This window comes from Actinoplanes oblitus (assembly GCF_030252345.1).
Classification (GTDB): Bacteria; Actinomycetota; Actinomycetes; order Mycobacteriales; family Micromonosporaceae; genus Actinoplanes; species Actinoplanes oblitus.
In genome coordinates this window covers 6112423-6135188 of record NZ_CP126980.1, presented here as the reverse complement: position 1 = coordinate 6135188, position 22766 = coordinate 6112423, and the positions used below count along the sequence as shown (strand labels likewise).

General features: G+C 71.2%; 20 protein-coding genes and 1 pseudogene. 12 read left to right on the top strand and 9 right to left on the bottom strand.

Annotation, left to right across the window (positions count from 1 at the left end; translation table 11 throughout):
• Window positions 1-183 precede the first annotated feature (183 nt).
• The 4 genes from Actob_RS27700 to Actob_RS27685 all read left to right on the top strand — a co-directional run bounded on the left by Actob_RS27700 (window position 184) and on the right by Actob_RS27685 (window position 6033).
• On the top strand, window positions 184-1158 hold the full coding sequence (locus tag Actob_RS27700) for an ABC transporter permease (protein ID WP_284914766.1): 975 nt from the start codon (window positions 184-186) through the stop codon (window positions 1156-1158).
• 10 nt (window positions 1159-1168) lie between these two features.
• Entirely contained in the window at window positions 1169-2098 is a 930-nt protein-coding gene (locus Actob_RS27695; RefSeq protein ID WP_284914765.1) for an ABC transporter permease, read from the top strand.
• Window positions 2095-4242 carry an ABC transporter ATP-binding protein gene (locus Actob_RS27690; protein WP_284914764.1) on the top strand — a complete coding sequence of 716 codons (2148 nt, stop codon included), beginning with the start codon at window positions 2095-2097 and terminating at the stop codon, window positions 4240-4242. The genes Actob_RS27695 and Actob_RS27690 overlap by 4 nt, the downstream gene beginning before the upstream one ends.
• Window positions 4243-4320: 78 nt before the next feature.
• Window positions 4321-6033, top strand: a complete 1713-nt coding sequence (locus Actob_RS27685) for an ABC transporter family substrate-binding protein (protein WP_284914763.1) — start codon at window positions 4321-4323, stop codon at window positions 6031-6033.
• A gap of 95 nt (window positions 6034-6128) precedes the next feature.
• Here Actob_RS27685 and Actob_RS27680 read toward each other — a convergent pair whose 3' ends face one another.
• Window positions 6129-7007 carry a phosphotransferase gene (locus Actob_RS27680; protein ID WP_284914762.1) on the bottom strand — a complete coding sequence of 293 codons (879 nt, stop codon included), beginning with the start codon at window positions 7005-7007 and terminating at the stop codon, window positions 6129-6131.
• Window positions 7008-7278: 271 nt separating this feature from the next.
• Here Actob_RS27680 and Actob_RS27675 point away from each other — a divergent pair.
• Window positions 7279-7653, top strand: a pseudogene (locus Actob_RS27675) (lipid II flippase MurJ); the annotation flags it as partial.
• A gap of 3 nt (window positions 7654-7656) precedes the next feature.
• Here Actob_RS27675 and Actob_RS27670 read toward each other — a convergent pair.
• Both Actob_RS27670 and Actob_RS27665 read right to left on the bottom strand, forming a co-directional pair.
• Window positions 7657-9009 carry an FAD/NAD(P)-binding protein gene (locus tag Actob_RS27670; RefSeq protein WP_284914761.1) on the bottom strand — a complete coding sequence of 451 codons (1353 nt, stop codon included), beginning with the start codon at window positions 9007-9009 and terminating at the stop codon, window positions 7657-7659.
• Between the two features lie 227 nt (window positions 9010-9236).
• On the bottom strand, window positions 9237-9413 hold the full coding sequence (locus Actob_RS27665; protein WP_284914760.1) for a YcxB family protein: 177 nt from the start codon (window positions 9411-9413) through the stop codon (window positions 9237-9239).
• Between the two features lie 244 nt (window positions 9414-9657).
• Between Actob_RS27665 and Actob_RS27660 the strand changes: the two genes are divergently transcribed.
• A complete protein-coding gene (locus Actob_RS27660) occupies window positions 9658-11508 on the top strand; it encodes a D-alanyl-D-alanine carboxypeptidase (protein ID WP_284914759.1) in 1851 nt (616 codons plus the stop codon).
• On the opposite strand, the gene Actob_RS27655 is transcribed toward Actob_RS27660, so the two are convergent.
• The gene (locus Actob_RS27655) at window positions 11421-12389 is read right to left on the bottom strand and encodes a DMT family transporter (protein WP_284914758.1); all 969 of its coding nucleotides are present in this window, start codon (window positions 12387-12389) and stop codon (window positions 11421-11423) included. The two genes, Actob_RS27660 and Actob_RS27655, sit on opposite strands and share 88 nt — an antisense overlap.
• On the opposite strand from Actob_RS27655, the gene Actob_RS27650 reads away from it, so the two are divergent.
• From Actob_RS27650 to Actob_RS27635, 4 genes are all read left to right on the top strand, one after another.
• On the top strand, window positions 12388-13779 hold the full coding sequence (locus Actob_RS27650) for an aminotransferase-like domain-containing protein (RefSeq protein WP_284914757.1): 1392 nt from the start codon (window positions 12388-12390) through the stop codon (window positions 13777-13779). The two genes, Actob_RS27655 and Actob_RS27650, sit on opposite strands and share 2 nt — an antisense overlap.
• 257 nt (window positions 13780-14036) lie before the next feature.
• A complete protein-coding gene (locus tag Actob_RS27645) occupies window positions 14037-14276 on the top strand; it encodes a trypsin-like peptidase domain-containing protein (protein WP_284914756.1) in 240 nt (79 codons plus the stop codon).
• Between the two features lie 9 nt (window positions 14277-14285).
• The gene (locus Actob_RS27640; RefSeq protein ID WP_284914755.1) at window positions 14286-15674 is read left to right on the top strand and encodes a glutamate decarboxylase; all 1389 of its coding nucleotides are present in this window, start codon (window positions 14286-14288) and stop codon (window positions 15672-15674) included.
• 151 nt (window positions 15675-15825) lie between these two features.
• Window positions 15826-15975 (top strand): hypothetical protein, encoded by a 150-nt coding sequence (locus Actob_RS27635; RefSeq protein ID WP_284914754.1) that lies wholly within the window; start codon window positions 15826-15828, stop codon window positions 15973-15975.
• A 52-nt stretch (window positions 15976-16027) separates the two neighbouring features.
• On the opposite strand, the gene Actob_RS27630 is transcribed toward Actob_RS27635, so the two are convergent.
• Together Actob_RS27630 and Actob_RS27625 are read right to left on the bottom strand one after the other, a co-directional pair.
• Window positions 16028-17047 (bottom strand): pectinesterase family protein, encoded by a 1020-nt coding sequence (locus Actob_RS27630; RefSeq protein ID WP_284914753.1) that lies wholly within the window; start codon window positions 17045-17047, stop codon window positions 16028-16030.
• A gap of 104 nt (window positions 17048-17151) precedes the next feature.
• On the bottom strand, window positions 17152-18111 hold the full coding sequence (locus Actob_RS27625) for a pectate lyase family protein (RefSeq protein ID WP_284914752.1): 960 nt from the start codon (window positions 18109-18111) through the stop codon (window positions 17152-17154).
• 151 nt (window positions 18112-18262) lie between these two features.
• Between Actob_RS27625 and Actob_RS27620 the strand changes: the two genes are divergently transcribed.
• The gene (locus Actob_RS27620) at window positions 18263-19138 is read left to right on the top strand and encodes a nucleoside hydrolase (RefSeq protein WP_284914751.1); all 876 of its coding nucleotides are present in this window, start codon (window positions 18263-18265) and stop codon (window positions 19136-19138) included.
• Window positions 19139-19192: 54 nt separating this feature from the next.
• Window positions 19193-19567, top strand: a complete 375-nt coding sequence (locus Actob_RS27615; RefSeq protein WP_284914750.1) for a hypothetical protein — start codon at window positions 19193-19195, stop codon at window positions 19565-19567.
• A gap of 31 nt (window positions 19568-19598) precedes the next feature.
• On the opposite strand, the gene Actob_RS27610 is transcribed toward Actob_RS27615, so the two are convergent.
• The 3 genes from Actob_RS27610 to Actob_RS27600 form a co-directional block, all read right to left on the bottom strand.
• Complete coding sequence (locus Actob_RS27610) at window positions 19599-20540, bottom strand: phosphotransferase (RefSeq protein WP_284914749.1); 942 nt, start codon at window positions 20538-20540, stop codon at window positions 19599-19601.
• 107 nt (window positions 20541-20647) lie between these two features.
• Complete coding sequence (locus tag Actob_RS27605; RefSeq protein WP_284914748.1) at window positions 20648-21070, bottom strand: integrase; 423 nt, start codon at window positions 21068-21070, stop codon at window positions 20648-20650.
• A gap of 61 nt (window positions 21071-21131) precedes the next feature.
• Entirely contained in the window at window positions 21132-22709 is a 1578-nt protein-coding gene (locus Actob_RS27600) for a sulfatase family protein (RefSeq protein WP_284914747.1), read from the bottom strand.
• Window positions 22710-22766 lie beyond the last annotated feature (57 nt).

The following is a 22766-nucleotide window of genomic DNA, read 5'->3' as shown; positions in this document are numbered from 1 at the left end:
ATGGTCGTGGCGCATACGAAAATTCGGCTCGGCCGGGGCCGCCAGGCTACGAAGTGCATCACTGTGGCAACGAAATTAGGTTGCGATCTTGGCGGCCCTTGAAGCCTCTGCTAGCGTCCGGCCCGAGATATTGGCGCCCGGCACGGAGGCAATTGCGTAATGGGAACATTCCTCCTGCGTAGGGTGGGCTACTTAGTACTGCTCGCGATGGTCGCGACCGTCGTCGCGTACCTTCTGGCCGCTACGCAGCTCCACCCGCGGAGCAGGTACGAGGGGCGCAACCCGGCCCCGGCGGAGGCTGTCGTCGATCAGCGGCTCACCGAGCTCAACATGAACGACAAGACCCCGGTGATCGAGCGATTCACCACCTGGGCGGAGGGCGTCGCGCACGGCGATCTGGGCAAGACCGTCGACGGCGAATCGGTCAACTCGGAGATGAGCCGGCGGATGTGGGTCAGCCTGCGGCTGATGCTGATCGGCTCGATCCTCGGCACGCTGCTCGGCGTGGTGGCCGGGGCGTACGGCGCGATCAAGCAGCATCGATGGTCCGATCAGACGCTGACGGTCATCTCGTTCGTCCTGCTGTCGGTGCCCACTGTGGTGCTGGCCGTCCTGGTGAAGAGCACCGGCATCTGGTTCAACCAGGCGACGGGCAACGAGGCGACCCCGCTCCTGTTCACCACCGGTGAGATCACTCCCGGGCTGGACACCTGGTCCTGGGCCGGCATCGGCGACCGCGTCGGGCACCTGATCCTGCCGACCATCGTGCTGGCGATCGGCGTCAACGGGTTCGCCTTCTACAGCCGGTACCAGCGCAACTCGATGCTCGACGTGCTGGGCAGCGACTTCTTGCGTACCGCTCAGGCGAAGGGCATGCGGCGCTGGTCGGCGCTGACCAAACACGGGCTGCGGACCGCGCTGATCCCGATGGCGACGTTCTTCTCGTACCAGTTCGCGCTGCTCTTCGTGGGCGCCACCTTCACGGAGAAGATCTTCGGCTGGCACGGGATGGGTGAGTACTTCGTCGACTCCATCACCAAGAACGACATCAACTCGACGGCCGGCGTGACGCTCTTCGTCGCGGTGCTGGTCCTGATCGCAGGGTTGCTCTCCGATGTGGTCTACGCGGCGCTGGACCCGCGGGTCCGGGCGAGCTGAGGAGACCGATATGACTGTCAACACCGACTCCGTCGTCGTCGGATCGGTAAGCACCGATCCCGCGGACAGTGGCCCGGGCCGCTCCGCTTCCCGCAACCGCATGGTGCTGCGGCGCTTCCTGCGCCAGCGGCTGGCCGTCCTGGGCCTCGTGGTGGTCGTCCTGCTGATCGCGGTGGCCTATCTCGGCCCGCTGTTCTACCCCTGGAAGTACGACCAGCTGGACTTCCAGTCGTTCCAGGCGCCGCCGAGCCCCGAGCACTGGTTCGGCACCTACCAGACCGGTGGCGACGTCTTCGCCCGTACCCTGCGTGGCCTGCAGAAGTCGCTGGTCATCGGCCTGCTCGGCGCGCTGCTGTCGACCGCGCTGGCCGCCGTGGCCGGCGCGTTCGCCGGCTACTTCCGCGGCGCCACCGACATCGTCGTCCGGCTGGTCACCGACCTGATGCTGGTGCTGCCCAGCTTCCTGATCATCGCGATCTTCTCGACCGCCCTGCGGGACGGGAGCTGGCTGCTGTTCATCGTGCTGCTGGCCGGCTTCCAGTGGATGATCACCGCACGGGTGGTCCGCGGGATGACGCAGTCGCTGCGGGAGCGGGAGTTCGTCCAGGCGGCCCGGTTCATGGGGGTGCCCGGCTGGAAGATCATCGTGCGGCACATCCTGCCGAACATGGCGTCGCTGCTGATCATCGACGCGACGGTCGGCGTCAGCAGCATCATCCTGGCCGAGGTCGGGCTCTCCTTCTTCGGCTTCGGCGTGCAGCCGCCGGACGTCTCGCTCGGCACCCTGATCGCCGAGGGCGCCGGTGCGGCGCTGACCAACTGGTGGCAGTTCTACTTCGTCTCGGGAGTCCTGGTGTTGCTCGTGCTCGCTGTCAACCTGGTCGGCGACGGCCTGCGTGACGCCCTGGACCCGAACTCCGAGATCGAGGGGGCGAAGTGACCGACGTGAGGGTGACCCCGGCTGCCGGGGCGGGATCCGCCGGCGGCAGCGGATCGGGCGGTGCCGAGCCGTTGCTGCGGGTGGAGAACCTGTCGGTGACGTTCCGCAGCCCGGCCGGGCCGGTGACCGCCGTCCGGGGGATCAGCTACGACGTGCGCCCGGGTGAGGTGCTCGGCATCGTCGGTGAGTCCGGTTCCGGCAAGTCGGTCTCGTCACTGGCCGTGATGGGCCTGCTGCCGGACACCGCCACGATCACCGGCTCGGCGTCCTTCCAGGGCCAGCAGCTGCTCGGCCTCGGCGACAAGCAGATCTCCCGGATCCGCGGCAGCCGGCTGGCCATGGTGTTCCAGGACCCGCTCTCCGCGCTGACCCCGGTCTACACCGTCGGCGACCAGATCGCCGAGACGATCCGCATCCACCAGAACCTCGGGCGCGAGGCCGCCCGCGAGCGGGCTGTCGAGCTGCTCGACCTGGTCGGCATCCCGAACCCGCGGCAGCGGGCGAAGGGGTTCCCGCACGAGTTCTCCGGCGGCATGCGGCAGCGCGTCATGATCGCGATGGCCATCGCCAACGATCCGGCGCTGATCATCGCGGACGAGCCGACGACCGCGCTCGACGTGACCATCCAGGCGCAGATCCTGGAGGTGCTGCAGACCGCCCGGGAGGCGACCGGCGCGGCCATCGTCATGATCACCCACGACCTGGGGGTGATCGCCGGCTTCGCCGACCGGATGATGGTGATGTACGCCGGCAAGGTCGTCGAGACCGGCGTCGTCGAGACCATCTACCAGCGCCCGCGCATGCCGTACACGATGGGCCTGCTCGGGTCGATCCCCCGTCTCGACATGGGCGAGCGGCAGCGGCTGACGCCGATCGAGGGCACCCCGCCGTCGATGGTGAGCCTTCCGGTGGGCTGCCCGTTCGCTCCCCGCTGTCCGATGCGCATCGACATCTGCGAGCAGGCCGAGCCGGACCTGCTCGGCGTGGTCACCGACGGCGCCGGGCACCTGGCCGCCTGCCACCGCAGCGAGGAGATCGCCCGCAAGGGGCTGGCCGGCACCGATGTCTTCGTCACCACCGCGCCGCCGGCGGCGACCGAGGCGGCGCGGCTGCCCCGCGCGGAGCGTCCCGTCGTGCTGGAGGTACGCGACCTGGTCAAGGAGTACCCGCTGACCAAGGGCAGCGTGCTGCGGCGCAAGGTGGGCACGCTGCAGGCCGTCGCCGGGATCAGCTTCGACATCCGCGAGGGTGAGACGCTGGGCCTGGTCGGCGAGTCCGGCTGCGGCAAGACCACCACCATCATGGAGATTCTCGAGCTGGCCAAGCCGACGTCGGGCACCATCGCGGTGCTCGGCAAGGAGACCGCCGGGATGACGAACAAGGAGCGGTTCGCGATCCGGCGCGACCTGCAGGTGGTGTTCCAGGACCCGATGGCCTCGCTGGACCCCCGGCTGCCGATCAGCGACATCCTCGCCGAGCCGATGGCGGCTCACGGCGTGCCCGCCGCGGAGCGCGAGCGGCGGGTACGGGAGCTGCTGCAGCTGGTGGGGCTGCGCCCCGAGCACGCCGACCGGTACCCCGCCAAGTTCTCCGGCGGGCAGCGGCAGCGCATCGGCATCGCCCGGGCGCTGGCGTTGGAGCCGAAGTTGCTGGTGCTCGACGAGCCGGTCTCGGCGCTCGACGTCTCCATCCAGGCCGGCGTGATCAACCTGCTCGAGAAGCTCAAGTCCGAGCTGGGGCTCTCCTACCTGTTCGTGGCGCACGACCTGTCGGTGGTCCGGCACATCGCCGACCGGGTGGCGGTGATGTACCTCGGGCGGATCGTCGAGATCGGCACTTCCGATCAGGTCTTCGAGGCGCCGGAGCATCCCTACACCCAGGCGCTGCTGTCCGCGATCCCGCTGCCGGACCCGGTCAAGGAGCGGCAGCGCCGGCGGATCCTGCTCACCGGCGACCTGCCGAGCCCGGCGAACCCGCCCTCCGGTTGCCGGTTCCGCACCCGGTGCCCCAAGTTCGCCAACGAGCTCGGCGACGACCAGCGGCAGCGCTGTCTCGACGAGTCACCGGCGCTGACCGTCCGGGACGCCCCGGCCACGGATCACGAGGTGGCCTGCCACTACGCGGCACCCATCAAGGCGATCTAACGGTCCGCGTGGCCGTCCACGCGGATCGACCGAAAGAAAGATCAGCGCCTGTTCCAGGCGCTCAATGTGGAGGATTTGATGAGGACACACTGGGGTGCGCGGGCAATCCTCGCGCCGATCGTCGCGGCGACCCTGATCGGGACCGCCGCGTGCAGTGGGGCGAGCGACAGTGGTACCAAGCAGGCCGCGCCGCCCCCCAAGGCGACCGAGAACCAGATCAACACGAAGCCGCGTGATCAGGTCAAGGACGGCGGCACCCTCACCTGGGCGCTGGGTGGCGTCCCGGCGAACTTCAACTACTACGAGCTGGACGGCACCGACGTCGACGGCTCCAACGTCGACTTGGCCCTGTTGCCGCAGCTGTACAACTTCGAGGCTGACGCCAGCCCGGTGTGGAACAAGAACTACCTCGCCTCCGAGCCGGTGCTCAAGACCGACCCGAAGCAGGTCGTCACCTTCGAGCTGAACCCGAAGGCGAAGTGGGACGACGGCACTCCCATCACCTGGGAGGACCTCTACTGGCAGTGGAAGGCGACCAGCGGCGCCGACAAGGCGTACAACATCTCGGCGTCCAACGGCTACGAGAACATCGAGAGCGTCGCGAAGGGCAAGAACGACCAGGAGGCGATCGTCACCTTCAAGACCAAGTTCGCCGACTGGCAGTCGCTGTTCACGCCGTTCTACCCGGCGTCGACGAACAAGAACCCGAAGACCTTCAACGAGGGCTGGGCGAAGCAGCCGCTGAAGACCACGGCCGGCCCGTTCAAGTTCGAGTCCCTGGACGCGACGGCGAAGACCATCACGCTGGTCCGTAACGAGAAGTGGTGGGGCGACCCGGCCAAGCTCGACAAGATCGTCTACCGGGCGATCGAGCCGGACGCGCAGGTCGACGCGCTGGCCAACGGCGAGATCGACTTCGTCGACATCGGCTCCAACGTCGACGCCTACCAGCGGGCGCAGAAGATCGCGACGGCCGAGATCCGGCAGGCGGCCGGCCCGAACTTCCGGCACCTGACCATCAACGGCACCAGTGCCAACCTCTCGGACGTCAAGGTGCGCACCGCGCTCGCCGAGGCGATCGACCGTAAGGCCATCGCCAAGGCGCTGCTGGGCCCGCTCGGCATCACGCCGGACGCGCTCAACAACCACATCTACATGTCCAACCAGGCGGGTTACCAGGACAACTCCGGCGACGTCGGCAAGTACGACCTGGAGAAGGCGAAGGCGGGCCTGGACGCGGCCGGCTGGAAGCTCAACGGTGACGTCCGGGAGAAGGACGGCAAGAAGCTCGAGATCAACTTCGTGATCCCGACCGGCGTCAAGTCCTCCGAGCAGGAGTCCCAGCTGGTGCAGAACATGCTGGCCCAGGTCGGCGCGAAGGTGAAGATCAACGCGGTCCCGGTGGACGACTTCTTCGACAAGTACGTCACCCCGGGCAACTTCGACATGACGGTCTTCGCCTGGATCGGCACCCAGTTCCCGATCAGCTCGGTCAAGTCGATCTACGCCAACCCGACCAAGAACGCCAAGGGTGAACTGGACGTCCAGCAGAACTACGCCCGGATCGGCTCGCCCGAGCTGGACAAGGCGCTGGTCGACGGGGCCGCCGAGCTCGACAAGACCAAGGCGACCGCGCTGGCCAACCAGGCCGACACCCTGATCTGGCAGGAGGTCCACTCGCTGACCCTCTACCAGCGTCCGGAGCTGATCGCCACCAAGAAGGAGCTGGCGAACTTCGGCGCCAAGGGCTTCGCCAACGTCATCTACGAGAACATCGGTTTCGTCAAGTAAGTCGCTGTTCCACGCACCACCACTCGCGCCGCGCGGAGGTCCTCTCCGCGCGGCGCGTCGCGTAGAGGAGCCGATCGAGGACCGCGCCGCCGGCCTCAGCCCTCCCCGGACCCGCCCCGGGTGCCGGCGCCGTTGCGCTCCAGCCACCCGACCACGTGCTTCACATAGCTGTCGACGTGGTGGGCCAGGGGCTTGCCGGCGAGCACCGCGACCAGGTGCTCCACCCCGAACAGGCCGTCCCAGACCCGGGCCCGCCGGTAGGTGGTGCCGTCCACCGCCCGGCGGACGTTCTCCCAGCCGTGCCAGGCCATGCAGGCGGCATCGATCGCCGGGTCGAACGTGGTGGCGAGATCCCAGTCCAGGACACCGGCCAGCGTGCCGTCCTCGTGCCAGTGGACGTTCTCGGCGCCGAGGTCGGCGTGCACCAGTGTGGCCGGGACCGGTTCGAGAGCCAGCGCCCGGTCCAGCCGCCGCCGGCCGTCATCGCGCCAGCCGCGCGGCAGGCGCGGCAGGACCTCGTGCTCCAGGATCTCGGCCCAGCCGAGCCGGTCCGGGACCGTGAGCACCGACGTGAGCTCCGGGGTGAGCGGCAGCTCGCGCAGGGCGCCGAGCAACTCGCCGATTCGCTTCGGATCCCCCGTGCCCGGTGGCCAGCCGGCGCCACCGATCCAGGAGACGGCCGCGGCCGCCCGATCCCCGAACCGCATGACCGGGGTCAACGGCTCCGGCACCGCGAACGGCAACCCGGCGCCCGCTATCGCCCGGAGCACGTCCATCCGGCGCGGCAGATCCTCGGCCGCCAACCGTCGCCGGCTGATCCGCACCGCGGCCACGCCGGGAAGCAGAACGACGTGGTGGACGTTGCCGTGCCCGGCGAGCCGCGCCGAGTCGAGGGAAACGCCGGGCAGGAGCGCCTCGACCATCTCCAGCAGGTCCTCGGGCACCTCGGCCCGTACCGCTGTGTCGTCCCTCACCGGCGAACTCCTCCCGCTGACCGCGAACCCGCAACCTTACGCCTGACGCGGTTCGTGAAAGGACGGCCCGTCGGGGACCTGATGGTGGCCCCGGCGGTTCGTGAATAGCCATCTCATTTCGGGCGATTCTCCCGCCGGGAATCTTCCCGCGACGTCTTTTGAGAAACAAAGGTAAACGTTCGCTAAGGCGTTTCCGGCAGGCCTCCGGGGCGGTATGACGGGTGTGGGCCGGTGGGTTTCCACGGTGGCGCCGCTGAGCTGAGAAGGCGACATGACGACGATCGGACCGGCGGGGCGGCGGCTGGCGGGTTTCGTCCGGGTGCTGGTGCTTACCGCGGCGCTCGGGCTCGGCACCCGGCTGCTGGACGCCTACAACGTGGCCAACACGCTGCCCAACGCGGTCTACGAGCTGCTCGTCGGCGGGGCAATGGCGAGCGTCGTCGTGCCGCTGCTGCCCCGGGCGGGCTTGACCGATTCTGATCAGGGAGTGCGCTGCACCCAGCGGCTGCTGTCACTGCTGGTCCACGGCCTGACCGTGAGCACCCCGCTCGCGTTGCTGATCGCGCCGTGGCTGGTCGATCTCTACGCGCCCGGGTTCAGCGCCGGGCGGCGCGAGCTCGCCGTCGCGTTCAGCCGCTACTTCTTGCGGTCACCTGTGATACTGCCGGGCCAGAGCGTTCACCAGACGGTCCACCTGGGCGCGGATCTCCGGGACGGCGGTGGCCTCCCACAGGTGGCCGCGGCGCAGCGGGCCGGCCAGCCACAGGCCGGGACGGATGCGGCCGTCCCGATCGGTGTCGACGCCCAGGCCGTACGGGCCGGGGCGGACCAGCCCGTCACGGAACAGGCTGCTCAGGAACGGGTCGGCGGAGCCGGGCAGGGTGCCCGGCCCGGTGCAGCAGATGACCGCGGCGTACCGGCGTACCGGCCGCCCGTCGATCGCCACCAGCAGGCCGCCGCGGGGGTCCGGCTCGACCGAGCGCAGCCGGCCCGCCGAGAACCGCAGCGTGCCTTGCTCGCGCAGGCCGGCGATCCGGGCCGCGACCGGCGGCGCCATCCGGTGCCGGTGCACGTCCCAGAACCGCACCACGTGCCGCAGGAAACGCTCCCGGTCGCCGTCCGCGAAGCCGGCCCAGAGCCGGTCGGCCTGGTGCCGCAGCGTGTCGACCACGGCGACCCAGTCGGCGCCGCCGTCGATCGCGGCGCGGACCCGGCGCAGCAGCTGCCGCAGCGTGAGGTCGCTGTTCAGGATCAGGTCGGGGTGGGCGCTCGACGGCGGCAGCTCCGGGTGGGCCAGTGGCGGCAGCCCGCGCCGGGAGAGCGCCTCGATCGGCCCGCGATGCCCGGCCGCGGTCAGGCTCAGCGCGACGTCGACAGCGGTCAGCCCGGTCCCGAGCAGCAGCACCGGCTGATCCGCCTCCGGCCGCGGGTAACCGGCCCACGGGTCGGTGGTCAGGTGCGGGCTCGCGTAGGCCGCGTCGCTGATCCCGGGCAGCCGGGCCGCCCGCGGATTGCCGACCGCGAGGATCACCTGACCGGCGCGTACCGATCCGGCGTCGGTGCGGACCAGGTAACCGTCGTCGCCGGCGTACAGGCCGGTCGCCGTCGCGACGTGGTGCCGCAGCCGTCCGGCGGAGATCGCGACCGTGTCGGTGAACTGCGCCGCGAGATAGTCGCCGTAGAGCGCGCGCGGCAGGAAGTCGGTGCCCTCGACCGCGTCGCCCCGGTCACGGCACCAGCGGACCAGGTGCATCGGATCGTCCGGGCAGATGCTCATCGCTCCGGCGCGGGCGTTCAGGATGTGCCACGGCTGCGCCGCGCCGTAGGCGATCCCGCGCCCGGGTTCGCGGTCCGGTGCCACCAGGACGACATTCTTTTCGGTACGCCGGATCAGCGCCCGGGCGAGCAACGCCCCGGTGGCGCCCCCACCGACGACCGCCACCGTGCGATCGGCGGCGGCGTCCCGACTGGCGGGCTCCAGAACTTCGACGACGCTCGACATGTGGCTCTCCCGCAGTTCGACAGCCCGCCAATCAAACCATATACCCCACCGGTTTTATAGGTTTAGTCGAGGAGTTCCCGGCCACCGTGTCGCCGATCGCTACCGTGTCCGGCGTGACCGGACGAGGCGCGAGGGCGATGTTCGCGGCGGTGCTCGACCACGCGGTCGACGAGATCACCGAGGTGGCCGCGGCGCGCCCGGACGGGTCGAGGTGACGACCGCCGCGTTCACGCGGTGAGCAGGCCCAGGCCGGTGAGGTGGTCGCGGAGGGCCGAGGCGTCCTCGTCGGAGAGCGGCTCGCGCGGGATGTCGATCAGCACGCCGTTCCCGAGGTGCAGCAGGTACGCCTGGGGCCAGACGGTCAGCCGGTGGAAGTCGGCCCAGCGGAAGCGCGCCGAGGACACCGCGGTGTCGGACGCCAGCCCCCTCGTCGGTGATCAGCCAACGGCGGGGGTTGGACATCCCGGGCTGGTGCCGGAACGGGTGCGGCTGCGTGGTGGCGCGGTGGGTGAGCACCATCCAGGCCGCGCCGGCGACCATCAGCAGGGTGCCGACGACAGGCCAGGGTGCGGGTGCCGGGGCATTTGTGTCCGCCGGGAATACTTGGCCCGGCGCTCGGGTGGGCCGGGCCGGAGGGGGAGCGGGCTGATGACGCAGGCGGCAGAGCCGAACGACGGTGCCGGGCAGGAGACGCCGGTGCCGCCGGAGGGCGGCGACCGCCCGGCAGCCGGTTCGGCGCGGGTTCCGGCGCCGCGACCGGCCGGCATCACCGTCAACTTCAGTCCCGGCCAGCAGGCGGCACCGGACCAGCCGGAGCCGCAACCGCAACCGCAACGGCAACCGCAGCAACACCACCAGCCGCAGACGCAGCCGTCCGCGGCGGCACCCGGCCGGGCGTCGGTTCCGGTCCCGCCGGCCTCGGCCGCTCCGGGCAGGGCGTCCGTTCCGGCACCCCAGCCGCCCGCGCCGCCATACGATGCATCGGCACGCCACCCGCAGACAGTGCCCTTCACCGTGCCCGAGCAGCCCCAGCGCCCCAGCCAGCAGCCGCCCGCCGCATCGCAGCCGGGCCGTGCCGCGGTGCCCGCGCCACCCGGCGGCTCGACGTACCAGAGCGCGCCGGGCCCGCAGCCGCATCAGGACGATCGCCACCCGCAGGCGTACCAGAGTGCTCCCGGTCCACAGAGGTATCAGAGCGCTCCCGGTGCACAGGCGTACCAGGGCGCTCCGACGCCGAAGACGTACCAGAGCGCGCCCGCCGTACCGGAAAGAAGCGGCGGACCGCGAGCAGCCGGCAAACGCCGCGCGGCGGTCCTCCTGGTCGTGGTGTTCTTCCTGATCGCGCTGGTCGGCGCGGGCGCCGCGGCGCAGCTCACCCGCGACCTGCCGGACGCCACGCTGGCCACCGACATCGCCGCCACCATCAAGATCCCCGGTGGCACCCCGAAGATCCCGTGGCCGAGCACCGGGTCCGCCGAGCTAATGATCGAGGGGATGGGGCGGATCGGCGGCTCGGGCGGCAAGGCGGCCGAGCCGATCGGCAGCGTCGCCAAGGTGATGACCGCTTATGTCATCCTCAAGAGCCATCCGCTGACGGGTGACGAGGAAGGCCCGTCGATGACAGTGGACGCTGCCGACGTCGCCGACTACAACCAGCGGACGCTGACCGGGCAGTCGCAGGTCAGGGTGGCCGTGGGGGAGGAGCTGACGGAGCGGGACGCGCTCGAGGCGCTGATGCTGCCGTCGGCGAACAACGTCGCGCACATGCTCGCCGAGTGGGACGCGGGGGACGTCGACGGCTTCCTGGCGAAAATGAACCAGACCGCCGACGAGCTCGGGATGACCGCAACCGAGTACACCGACCCGAGCGGCTTCCTGCCCACCACCACCAGTACCGCCGCGGACCAGGTGAAGCTGGCCCGGGCGGCGCTGAAGATCGACGTGTTCGCCGAGATCGTCGAGCTGCCCAGCGCCGAGATTCCGGTCGAGGGCACCGTGAAGAACTACAACGACCTGCTCGGCGTGGACGGTGTCTTCGGGATCAAGACCGGCTCGACCACCCAGGCCGGCGGCAACCTGCTGTTCGCCGCGCGGCTCAAGGTCGCCTCCCGGGACCTGGTGATCGTCGGCGCGGTCTTCAACCAGCCCGGCGCGCACACGCCGGAGCAACTCGCCGCCGCCAACCGGGTGGTCCGCAAGCTGTTGGCCGCGGTGCGCAAGACGGTCAAGGAGTACACGCTGGTGGCCGCGAAGCCGGTCGGAACGGTGCGGACCGCCTGGGGCGCCTCGGCGTCGGTCACCCCGGCGTCCGCGCTGAAGGTGGTCGGCTGGCCCGGCCTCGCGGTCCCGGTCAAGACCACCACCACGCAGCCCGGACCGCTGATCACCGCCGGGCAGCAGGTGGGCGAGGTTCAGGCGGCCGGCGTACGCGTACCGCTGCGCGCCGACACCGCCACCAGCGAGCCGTCGTTGTGGTGGAAACTCACCCGCCGATCCTGACGTGCCCGCTGGGTCAGCACCACGCAGCCCAGCACCACGACCGCGGCCCCGAGCGACGCGGGCGTCACCGGCTCGCTCAGCAGCAGGGCTGACCAGAGCAGGGTCAGCACCGGCTGGGCGAGCTGGATCTGTCCGACCCGGGCGATCCCGCCCTTGGCGAGTCCCGCGTACCAGGCGAAGAAGCCGAGGAACATCGACACCGCGGTCAGGTAGCCGAACGCGGCCCAGCCGGTCGCGGGGGCCGGGGACGGACCGGCCAGCAGGGCGGCCGGCAGGGTGACCGGCAGCGCGAGCACCAGCGCCCAGCAGATCGTCCGGGCCCCGCCCAGCTCCCGGGCGAGCATCCCGCCCTCGGCGTAGCCCAGCGCGCACAGCGCCACCGCGGCCAGCAGGTACAGATCGGCCCGGCCCGGCCCGCCGTGCACCGCACCGCTGGTCACCAGGAAGCCCAGCACCGCGACCAGGCCGCCGCCACTGGCCAGCCAGAACGTCAGCGGTGGCCGTTCGTGGGCGCGCAGCGCCGCGAACGCCGCCGTCATCGCCGGCAGCACCGCGACCACCACCGCGCCGTGCGAGGAGGTCTGGCTGGTCAGCGCCAGCGACGTGAACAGCGGAAAGCCCACCACCACGCCGAGCGCGACCACCGCGAGCCGCCGCCATTGCGCCGGCGAGGGCCGCCGGGCTCCGGTGGCGCGCAGATAGACCACGGCGAGCAGTGCCGCGCCGGCCGCCCGGCCGAACGCCACGAACCACGGATCGAGATCGCGCACGGCCACCCGGGTCATCGGCAACGTCATGCTGAACGCCAGCACGCCCAGTGCCCCGAGGGTGAGGCCCGCCGTTACCGTGCTGCGGGCAGTAGCGCTACTCTGTTCTCTCATGAATGACAGTAACGCAGCGCAGCGCGTTATCCAAGATCTGCGCACTCGGGTGCGCGGATCGGCGCCCGGCGCCCGGCTGCCCTCGATCCGTGAGCTGACCGTCGCGCACCAGGCCTCACCGGTCACGGTCAGCGAGGCGATCCGCGTCCTGGTGGCACAGGGCCTGGTCGAGGCGCGTCCGGGACGGGGCACGTTCGTGGCCGAGCGGGCCGAGCCGGCGCAGCCGCCCGACCTGTCCTGGCAGACGGTCGCGCTGGGCCCGCGCCGGTTCGGCGAGGAGGAGATGCAGGCGTTACTGGCGTTACCGCCGGCCGGGGCCATCCCGCTCTCCGGCGGCTACCTCGACGCCGAGCTGCAGCCGGCCGCCGCCCTCGGCACCGCGCTGGCCCGGGTCGCCCGGCAGCCGGCCGCCTGGCAGCGCGGCCCGGCCGAGGGCCGGGAGGACCTGCGGGACTGGTTCGCCCGTCGGGCCGGTGCCGGGCTGCGCGCCCGTGACCTGGTGATCTGCCCGGGCGGACAGGCCGCACTCGGGTCCGCGCTGCGCGCGCTCGCCGGACCCGGTGACACCCTGCTCGTCGAGTCGCCGACCTACCTGGGCGCGCTCGCCGCGGCCCGGGCCAGCGGCCTGCACGTGGTCCCGGTGCCGGCCGACCGGGACGGGGTGCTGCCCGACCAGTTGGCCGCCGCGTTCGCCCGGACCGGGGCGCGACTGTTCTACTGCCAGCCGCTGTTCGCCAACCCGACCGGCGCGAGCCTCGCCGAGCACCGGCGGGCCGCGGTGATGGCAGCGCTCCGGGACAACGGTGCGTTCCTGATCGAGGACGACTACGCCCGCGACCTGGTGATCGAGGGCGAGGCCCCGCCGCCGCTGGCCGCCGACGACCCGGACGGGCACGTCGTCTACCTGCGGTCGCTGACCAAGTCGGCGGCGCCCGGCCTGCGGATCGCCGCGATCGGGGCGCGTGGACCGGCCGGCGCCCGGCTGCGGGCCGCCCGGCTCCTCGACGACTTCTTCGTGGCCGGGCCGCTGCAGCAGGCCGCGCTGGAGTTCGTCACCGGCCCGGCGTGGGGACGGCACCTGCGCGGCCTGCGGCGTGACCTGCGGCAGCGTCGCGAGGCGCTGCTCACCGCCCTGCACCGGCACCTGCCCGGCCTGGTCCCGCCGGTGATCCCGCGTGGCGGCCTGCACCTGTGGGTGCGCCTGCCGGACGGCACCGACGAGGCCGCTCTGGCCACCGCGGCGGCGGCCGAGGGCGTCATCGTCTTCCCGGGCGGCCCGTGGTTCGCGGCCGAGCCGCCCGCCGCGCACCTGCGGCTCACCTACGCCGCCGCCCCACCGGACCTGATGGACGAGGCGGTGCGGCGCCTGGCCCGAGCCTTCCGCCGCTGAGCGGTCCGCCAGCCGAGGCGAGGCCGAGGGAACAGCCGGCCGCACGGTCCCATGTGGTCGGCGGGGTCCTGGTCGCCGTCGCCGCGACCGCCATACCGCGACATCGCCCGCCCGGCCGGGCACACCTCGTTCATTGAGGATGATGCCAACGTCAGCGCCCATGTCCTTTGCTGGACTGATGGCCCATGTCCTTTGCTGGACTGATGACGGACAGCGCGAGTCAGCACAGCAGAAGGGGCGGAGGGGCGGACCTCGCGGTGATCAAGGTCGACGGGCAGCAGGACCTGCCGGTCATTCCGCTCGGCAAGTCCTCGGACGTGCGGGTGGGACAGCCGGTCGTCGCGCTCGGCGCGCCGCTGGACCTGTCCGGCACCGTCACCTCGGGCATCGTCAGCGCGCTGGACCGCACCATCCAGGTGCCCGGCGACAACGGGGAAACGGCACTGCTCGTCTCCGCCGTGCAGACCGACGCCGCGACCCTCGGCGCGGAGAAGTGAGGAGCGGACATGCTGAAGCATCCGAGCAACGAGCAGCCCGGGCGTGCGACCATGACGCTGGACCCCCGGTTCGGCATCGAGAACCTGGTCATCCCCCGGAACGAGCTGGCACCTGACGAGCTGCCGCCGGACGCCGCGTACCAGATCATCCACGACGAGCTGATGCTCGACGGCAACGCCCGGCTCAACGTGGCGACCTTCGTCACCACCTGGATGGAGCCGCAGGCGGAGCGGTTGATGGCCGAGTGCGCCGACAAGAACATGATCGACAAGGACGAGTACCCGCAGACCGCCGAGCTGGAGAAGCGGTGCGTGAGCATCCTCGGCCGGCTGTGGCACGCGCCGGACGCGGTGCAGGCGACCGGCTGCTCGACGACCGGCTCCAGTGAGGCCGCCATGCTGGCCGGGCTCGCGCTCAAACGCCGCTGGCAGCACCGGCGCCGGGCGGCCGGCGCGCCGGTGGACCGGCCGAACCTGGTGATGGGCATCAACGTGCAGGTGTGCTGGGAGAAGTTCGCCGCGTACTGGGACGTGGAGATGCGGCTGGTCCCGATGGAGGGTGACCGGCTGACCCTCTCCGCCGAGGAGGCGGTCCGGCACTGCGACGAGAACACCATCGGGGTGGTGGCGATCCTCGGCTCCACCTACGACGGCTCGTACGAACCGGTGGCGGAGATCTGCCGGGCGCTCGACGAGTACCAGCAGCGGACCGGCATCGACGTGCCGGTGCACGTGGACGGCGCGTCCGGCGCGTTGCTGGCCCCGTTCGTCGACCCGGAGCTGATCTGGGACTTCCGGCTGCCCCGGGTCGCCTCGATCAACGCCTCCGGCCACAAGTACGGCCTGGTCTACCCCGGAGTCGGCTGGGTGGTGTGGCGCGACGCCGAGGCCCTGCCCGAGGAGCTGATCTTCTGGGTCAACTACCTCGGCGACAACATGCCGACCTTCGCACTGAACTTCTCCCGGCCGGGCGCGCAGGTGGTCGCCCAGTACTACAACTTCCTGCGGCTGGGGTTCGCCGGCTATCGGCGGGTGCACGCGTACTCCCGGGAGGTCGCCACCCGGCTGTCCGCCCGGATCGCCGAGCTGGGCCCGTTCGAGCTGCTCACCCACGGCGACCAGCTGCCGGTCTTCGCCTTCAAGGTGCGCGACGAGATCCGTAACTTCACCGTCTTCGACGTCTCCGGCGCCCTGCGCGAACGCGGCTGGCAGGTGCCCGCCTACCAGTTCCCGAAGAACCGCCAGGACCTGTCGGCGCTGCGCGTCGTCGTCCGCCGCGGCTTCACCCACGACCTCGCCGACCTGCTGATCGAGGATCTGCGGCGCCAGCTGCCCCGCCTGGAGAAACAGCACGCCCCGCAGCACGACAGCACCACCGCGGCGGGCTTCCACCACTAAGAGTGTCGGACCGAGAGCACAACGCGATGGCTGTGCTCTCGGTCCGGCGGGCTTCGATGCTGGTGCTCACCCCGATCCGCGAGGCCGGCCACGCCGTCCTGCGGGGCCGCCGGCATCCGGCTGCCGCTGTTCTCGCCATCGGCCTGATCGCGTGGCTTCCCCGCCGATGCGCAAGGCGGGGCCGATCGTGCAGGCCCGCGTCGCCCTCGGCGCGCCAGCGGGCCAGCGGTACCTGTTGTCCCCGGAGCAGGTGCCGGAGATCGCCGCCTTCGCCGCGCTGATCCCCCGGCCGGCCTGCTGAGTCGTGCGGATCCCCGCTGCGTCGGCGATCGCCGCGGATGGCAGCCCTCGGCTCACTGGACCGGGTTCCAGCCGTCCGAGCCGGCCAGATACTTCTGGGCGGTGTAGCCGGCCGCCGCGGAAGCGGTCAGCTGGGGGCGGTCCGACGTGCCGTTGGTGACGCCCGCGCCGCTGTTGCCGTATTCCTTGAAACGGCACGTCTTCCACGAGAAGCCGCCCATGTCCTGCCAGGCGCCCGCCTGCCGGATGTGGCTGCCCAGCGTCGAGTCGCGGATCACCACCTGGCCGATCGCGTCGGCGGCGTTACCGGCGTGCCAGCAGCGGCCGAGCGCCACCGTCTGGGCGGGTGCCGAGCTCTTCAGCGTGGAGCGGGTGATCAGGATGCCGTACGGATTGCTGTCGTCGGTGGCGGCCGCCGTGATGTACCCGTTGTTCGAGGTGGAACCGATGTTCAGCGACTCGATGGTGGTGCTGTCGACGACCACCGCGCCGTTGCCGTAGATGAAGTCGACAGCCCCGGAGATGTAGGACTTGTAGACGTACTGCCGGACCTGGGCCGTCCCGGTGCCGCCCCAGGACAGGAAGGTGTCCTGGTAACCCTTCATCTGCACGTTGCGGTAGACCTGCCGATCGCCGGCGGCGTACAGGGCCAGCGCCTGACTGCCCTTGCCGTACGTGTTCTGCATGGTCAGCCCCTTGATCGTGCTGTTCGGGGCCAGGTTGTAGACGGTCGCGCTGCCGGCCGTGCCGGCGGTGGACGCCGGAGTGTTCCCGGTGATGATCACGTCGGCTGAGCTGCCGGTGGCGCCCTGCAGGGTGATCCCCGGCTTGCTGGCCGGGATCTGCACCTGGCCGTGATACGTGCCGGCCTTGATCGTGATCACCGTGCCGGCCGAGGCGGCGGCGACCGCGGCCTGGATCGTCGTGTAGTTGCCGGAGCCGTCGGCGGCGACGGTGATCGCCGTGGCGGCCTGACCGGTTCCGGTCAGCGCGGTGCCGACCAGGGCGGCAGCGGCGGCGATCGCGGCGGCGCCGGCGACGGTGCGGCCGCGGCGGGTGAGGGACAGGGGCATCGGAGAGATCCTTCCAGGGATGGGGGTCGTCCAGAAGGTGTGCCGGCGGGCCGGAAAGGTTGCCCGGCGGCGCCCCGGGGATGGGCGCCGCCGGTTGGGGGACGTCAGATCCGGCCGGTACCGGCACCCGCCGTGACGGTCGCCTTCACCGAGCTGTTCGCCTCGGGCGTGTACGCGTAGGGGATCGCCGCGACACCGGCGCCGTTGCGGACCTCCTCCGTGCCCGAGTTGACCTTGTAGTTGTTCAGCACCTTGAGATTGCCGGCGTCCGAGTCACCGGTCTGCGTGACGGTCGGCTTCGCCACGTTCTCGAAGTAGTTGCGCTCGACGAGGACGCCGGCGTTCTCGGTGGACGCCACGCCGTACGAGCCGATGTTGCTGTAGTAGTTGTTCAGCACGTGCACCGGGTTCGCGAACCGGACCCGCGGGTGCCGCTGGTTGGTCCCGTCGAACCAGTTGTGCACGTAGGTGACCCGCAGGTGCCCGCGGTCCTGCGCACCGTTGTCGTCGCTGTGCCCGAGCAGCATGGACTTGTCGTGGTGGTGCAGATGGTTCCAGGAGACCGTGATGTAGTCCGAGCCGCGCTTGATGTCGATTAGCCCGTCGTACCCGTTGGACAGATCGTTGTGGTCGATCCAGACGTTGGTGGTGCCCTCCTGCAGGTTGATCGAGTCGTCGCTGGCGTTCCTGAACACCAGGTTCCGGATGACGACGTTCCGCACGCCGGAGAGGGTGAAGCCGCCGCCGGTGACACCGGAGCCGGAGCCGACGCCGAGGATCGTCTTGTTCGAGGCGACGCTGTACATGCCGGAGATCGGGATCAGCCCGGACACCCTGACGGTCTGCGAGGTGCTCGAACCGAGTGCCGACTTCAGCGCGGACGCCGTGGTCACCGTGACGACGGTGCTCGACGAGCCGCCGCTGGTGCCGCCGTTCATGCCGGCGAACCCGACCGGGCTGGACTCGGCGGCGACCGCGGCGAGCTGAGTGGCGGTCAGTGTGCCGGTGACGGCCAGGACACCGGCGGTCGCCGCGGCGAGGACGGTGCGACGCGATGGAGACATGGGGATTCCTCCGTTGGGGGACGGGTGAAGATAGATGTCTCGGGCAGCAGGTAAGCGCTTTCCTGATCGCTGAAGCTAGGCGCGCCATCCATGTCTGTCAATGATTTGGCCGGGATCGCGCGATGCCGTGCAACATCTGTAGAACGGGAACATGCACACCTATCTGGACTGCGACACCGGCATCGACGACGCGCTCGCCATCGCCTACCTGCTCGCCCACCCGGACGTGACACTCGCCGGGATCGGCACCGTCAACGGCAACACCACGGCGCCCCAGGCCGCCGCGAACACCCTCGGCCTGCTCGCGCTCGCTGGTCGCGACGACATCCCGGTCGCCGTCGGCTCCGGCGAACACCCCTATCCGGCCTCGGTGCACGGCGGCAACGGCGTCGGCGGGGTGCGGCTGCCGGCCGGCAAGGACCCCGATTCGCGTACGGCGGTGGAGCTGCTCGTCGAGCTGGCCCGTCGCCACCCCGGTGAGCTGCATGTGCTGGCCACCGGGCCGTGCGGCAACCTGGCCGCCGCCCTGCGAACCGAGCCGCGCCTGCCCGAGATGGTCGCCTCGGTCACCGTGATGGGCGGAGCCGTCCGGGTTCCCGGCAACCGCGCCCCGCACGCCGAGGCCAACATCATCCACGACCCGGCGGCGGCGGCCACCGTGCTGTCGGCGCCGTGGCCGGTCACCCTGGTGCCGCTCGACGTCACCATGCGGCACCGGTGGACGGTGGCGGACAGCGAGACGTTGCGGGCCGGTGGGTCGCCGTTGCGGGTGGCGCTGGCGGACATGCTGCCGGCGTACTTCGACGGCTACCAGGATCGGCTCGGTGCCCGGGAGATTCCGCTGCACGATCCGCTGGCGGCGGCGGTCATGGTGGGCGAGGCGGTGCCGGGGGAGGCGCCGCTGCTGTCGATCGGGGTGGAGGCGGACGGGCGTACCGTCGAGAAAGGTCCCGGCAACGTCCGCACGGTCCTGTCGCTGACCGCTCCGGCCGGCCCGGCCCTGCTGTCCCGGATCCGTACCCTCTGACCCGGCCTCCGGGAATCGGCCACCTCGGCCTGCCCGGCGCGCGATCATCGGGAGATGCGGGACGTCGACAAGGTGTGGAACCGGGCCTGCGCCGACGACGGCACCGGCGTCGGTGACCGGCACCTGAGCAGGCTGCTGCAGGTCCACGGGGTGCTGCTGCACAGCGGCGCGGCGGTCACGGCGGGCCGCTTCGCGCCCGCCGAGTTGCTGGCCGCCGCGGCGTCCGCCGAGTACTTCGGCCTGCACGGGCTGGGCCGGCTGCTGCGGGACATCCCGGCGGCGGCCATCTCCCGCCAGGACGAGCAGCGCCTCGACGACGAATTCCGCGACCTCGATCCGGACGGCCTGATGATCCCGGCCGCCTTCGAGGCGCACTACCCGGAGGCCCGCGACGACTTCGACCCGGTGGCCGCGACAGCGTCCCGCTGACCCGATCCGGCCGATCCGCGGCCCGCCGGGGTCACCGCGCCGGCCAGGCCGCCGATGCCGACAGCATTTCCCGTAGGTCGGCGCGGTGCCGTGACCACCAGTGCAGGAACGTGCCGCGCGTGGTGAACAGCCGGTCGCACCGGTCGTCCCCGTCCTCGTAGTGCCGTCTGAGCTGCCAGGTCTCGGTCGCCAGGGTCCACCACCGGCGATCGGCGGCGTCGGCGAGCTGCCCGGCGGTGATCGGCACCCGAGCCCGGTAGCCCCGCACGAACGCGGCCGCCCGCTCCAGGTCCAGCGCCGTCCGCCCGCCGCCACTGAACATGATCGTCACGGTCCGGAGCACCTCCAGCCCGTACGGCCGTACGCCGAGCCGGTCCCAGTCGAGCACCCCGGTGACCCGGCCGCGGTCCATCAGCAGGTTCAGCGGTTGCAGGTCGCCGTGGGTCCAGCCGCACGGCGCCAGGTCCGCTTCCGGCGGGCGCCGGGCGGCGACGGTGTCCAGCAGCGCCAGGCGCCGGTCGATCTCGGCGGCCGCGAGCCTGTCGAACTCGCCGTGCCGCCGAGCCGCCATCGCGGCGTATCGTCGCAGCTCGGCACGCGTCCGGCAGGCGTCCGCCGGCACGTCGGGCTGACTGGCCGGGGCGGGCGGGCAGAGCCCGGTCAGCGCCAGGTGCAGGCGTCCGACCAGGTCGCCCAGGGACACGCACGCCGCCGCGTCCAGTTCGCTGCCGGACGGGTGCGCGCCGGGCAGCCATTCGCTCACGCCGTACCGAAAGCCATTGATCTGCAGGAGGGCGGAGCCCTCTCCGGTCCAGCGCGGAACCGGGACCGGAAAGCCCAGCCCGGCCAGCCGCGGGAGCATCTCCTGAGCGGCCCGGTATGCCTCCGGCGAGCGATCGGTGACCCGCTTGACGGCGAAGTCCCCGCGGTCGGTGGTCACCCGCCAGTTGAGGTTCATCACCCCGGTGGCCACCGGCCGGCACGCCGCCACCCGCCCCAGCCGGAAATGCTCCGCGATCCTGCCCAGCGCGTCAGTGGGCAGTGGCTTCGTGGGATACGACGTAGGCCACCTCCCGCGACTCAGGTGTCCTGCCGGAGCTGGAAGGCGGCGAACAGCCGCTCGGACGGATCGGCGCCGTGCGGTGTCCGCAAGCGATCGGTGAGCAGGAAGCCCGTGAGGGGCAAGGTGCCGGCGTGCCGCGCCTCGGTCAGCGCGAAGACGCCGCCCCGTCGCTCCGGCTGCCAACCGTGCCGCAGCCCGTAGGTGACCAGTCCTCGAACGGCGCCCGAGGTGGGGTACGACCCATCGGTGGTGCACGCACCCCACGGCCCGAGAAATGTCGACATCAGATCGGCCTGCAACGCCTGACCGGTCTTGCCCGAGCCCCACGCCCGCACCCGGACACAGCGGTGACAGTCGGCGCTGCCCTGAAGGTGGTGGATCTCGGCGCACCAGGTGAAGATCCGCGGGCCGAGTCGTAGACGCCGCAGCCGAGTTCGCATGTTCATCACCTCTTCGATCGATCCTCCCACAGGCCGTCACCCCCCGGCGTGCCCCGGTTCGTCAGTTGGCCGGGCCCTCCTCGAGCAGCCGGCCGGCGGCCCAGCAGGAGGCGGCGCCGGCGCAGGTGTTCAGCGCGTGCAGGGCCCGGTGCAACTCGGTGAGGCGTCCCGGATCCAGGCCACCCGCCAGGTTGTGCATCTGGTCCGGGTCGGCGCGCAGGTCGTAGAACTCCCGGCTGCCGTCCACGTATTCGACGTAGGTGAACGCCGGGGTGCGCAGCGCGTCGTAGGAGGGCGGGATGTTCTCCGAGTAGCGGTTGTAGTCGGGGTCTTTCGGGTCGGTGGCCGGGTCGCTGTGCTCGATCAGGGCGGTGGTCCGCCACTGGTGCGGGGTCGTCCCGGCGAGCAGCGGCTTGAGGCTGCGGCCGTCGACCTTCGGGTTCGCCGGGAGGCCGGCCAGGTCGGCGAAGGTGGGGCGCAGATCGACGTTCTCCGCCGGCGCCTCGACGGTGTGCCCGGGCTTCACCCCGGCCCCGGCGGCGATCAGCGGCACCTTGACGTCGGTCTCGAAGGCTGTCATCTTGCCCGGGTTCAGCCGGTGCTCGCCCAGGTGGTAGCCGTTGTCCGAACTGAAGATCACCGTCGTGTCGCCGGCCACCCCGGCGGTGGTGAGCGTCGCCCGCAGCGCGGCCAGCATCCGGTCGATCGCCTGGACCGACTGGACCCGCTTGCGGAAACTGCTGTCGATCATCTTCTTCTCCCACGCCGGCATCGGGGAGTGGTGGAGCAGCCAGGGCGGCGCGTCGGACGGCACGGTGTCCCAGGCCGGGCCTCGCGGCGCGGTCAGGCCCGGGAACGCGTGGGCGTCCCGCGGCGCGGGGGTGTACGGCAGGTGCGGCGTGAACGTGGCCACCTCGAGCATGAACGGCTGCCCGGCGGCCGCCGAGGTGGTGATGAAGTTCTGCGCCTTCGCCGAGAGCACGTCGGTGAGGTAGTCCTGCGGCCGGCTGCCGTACTCGCGGACCTTTCCGTTCTCGTTCAGCTCGTAGTCGAAGCCCCGGTACGCGTCACCGCCGACGGCCCACTCGTCCCAGCCCGGCGGCACGTAGAACGACTTGCCGCCGTCGAACGTCGCCCGTGGCCAGTACTCGTTCATGTACTTGCCGTAGAACGCCGTCCGGTAACCGGCCGACTTCAGGTCGGTGGCGAGCGTGGAGTTCTCCTCGCCGCGAGCGTGGAAGAGCTTGAACCCGCCGTCGGAGCCGTTGTTCTTCACGATGCCGGTGTTGTGCGGGTAGTCGCCGCTGAGGATCGACGCGCGGGACGGGCAGCAGAGCGAGTCGGTGACCGTGTAGTTGGTGAACGTGGTGCCCTCCTGCCGCAGGGCGAGCACGCTGGGCATGTACTGCACCAGATCGGTCGACAGGTCGTCGGTGAGGACGAAGACGATGTTCGGCTTCCGCCGTGGTGCCGACTCGGTGTCCGGCGCGGCCGGCAGGACGGGAGCGCTCGGGACGGCTGCGGAGCCGCTCGCGCTCGGGCTGCCGGCCGGGGTCTTCGCCGCCGCGCAGCTCGTGGTGACCAGCAGGAGCAGGACGGCGGCGAGGTGGCTGAGGGTGCGGTGCGGGCGTGATGGCATGGCGGGTACGCGCGACTCCGTCGGGATATGAGGCGATTCGCGCGAGGTTAGCCGCCG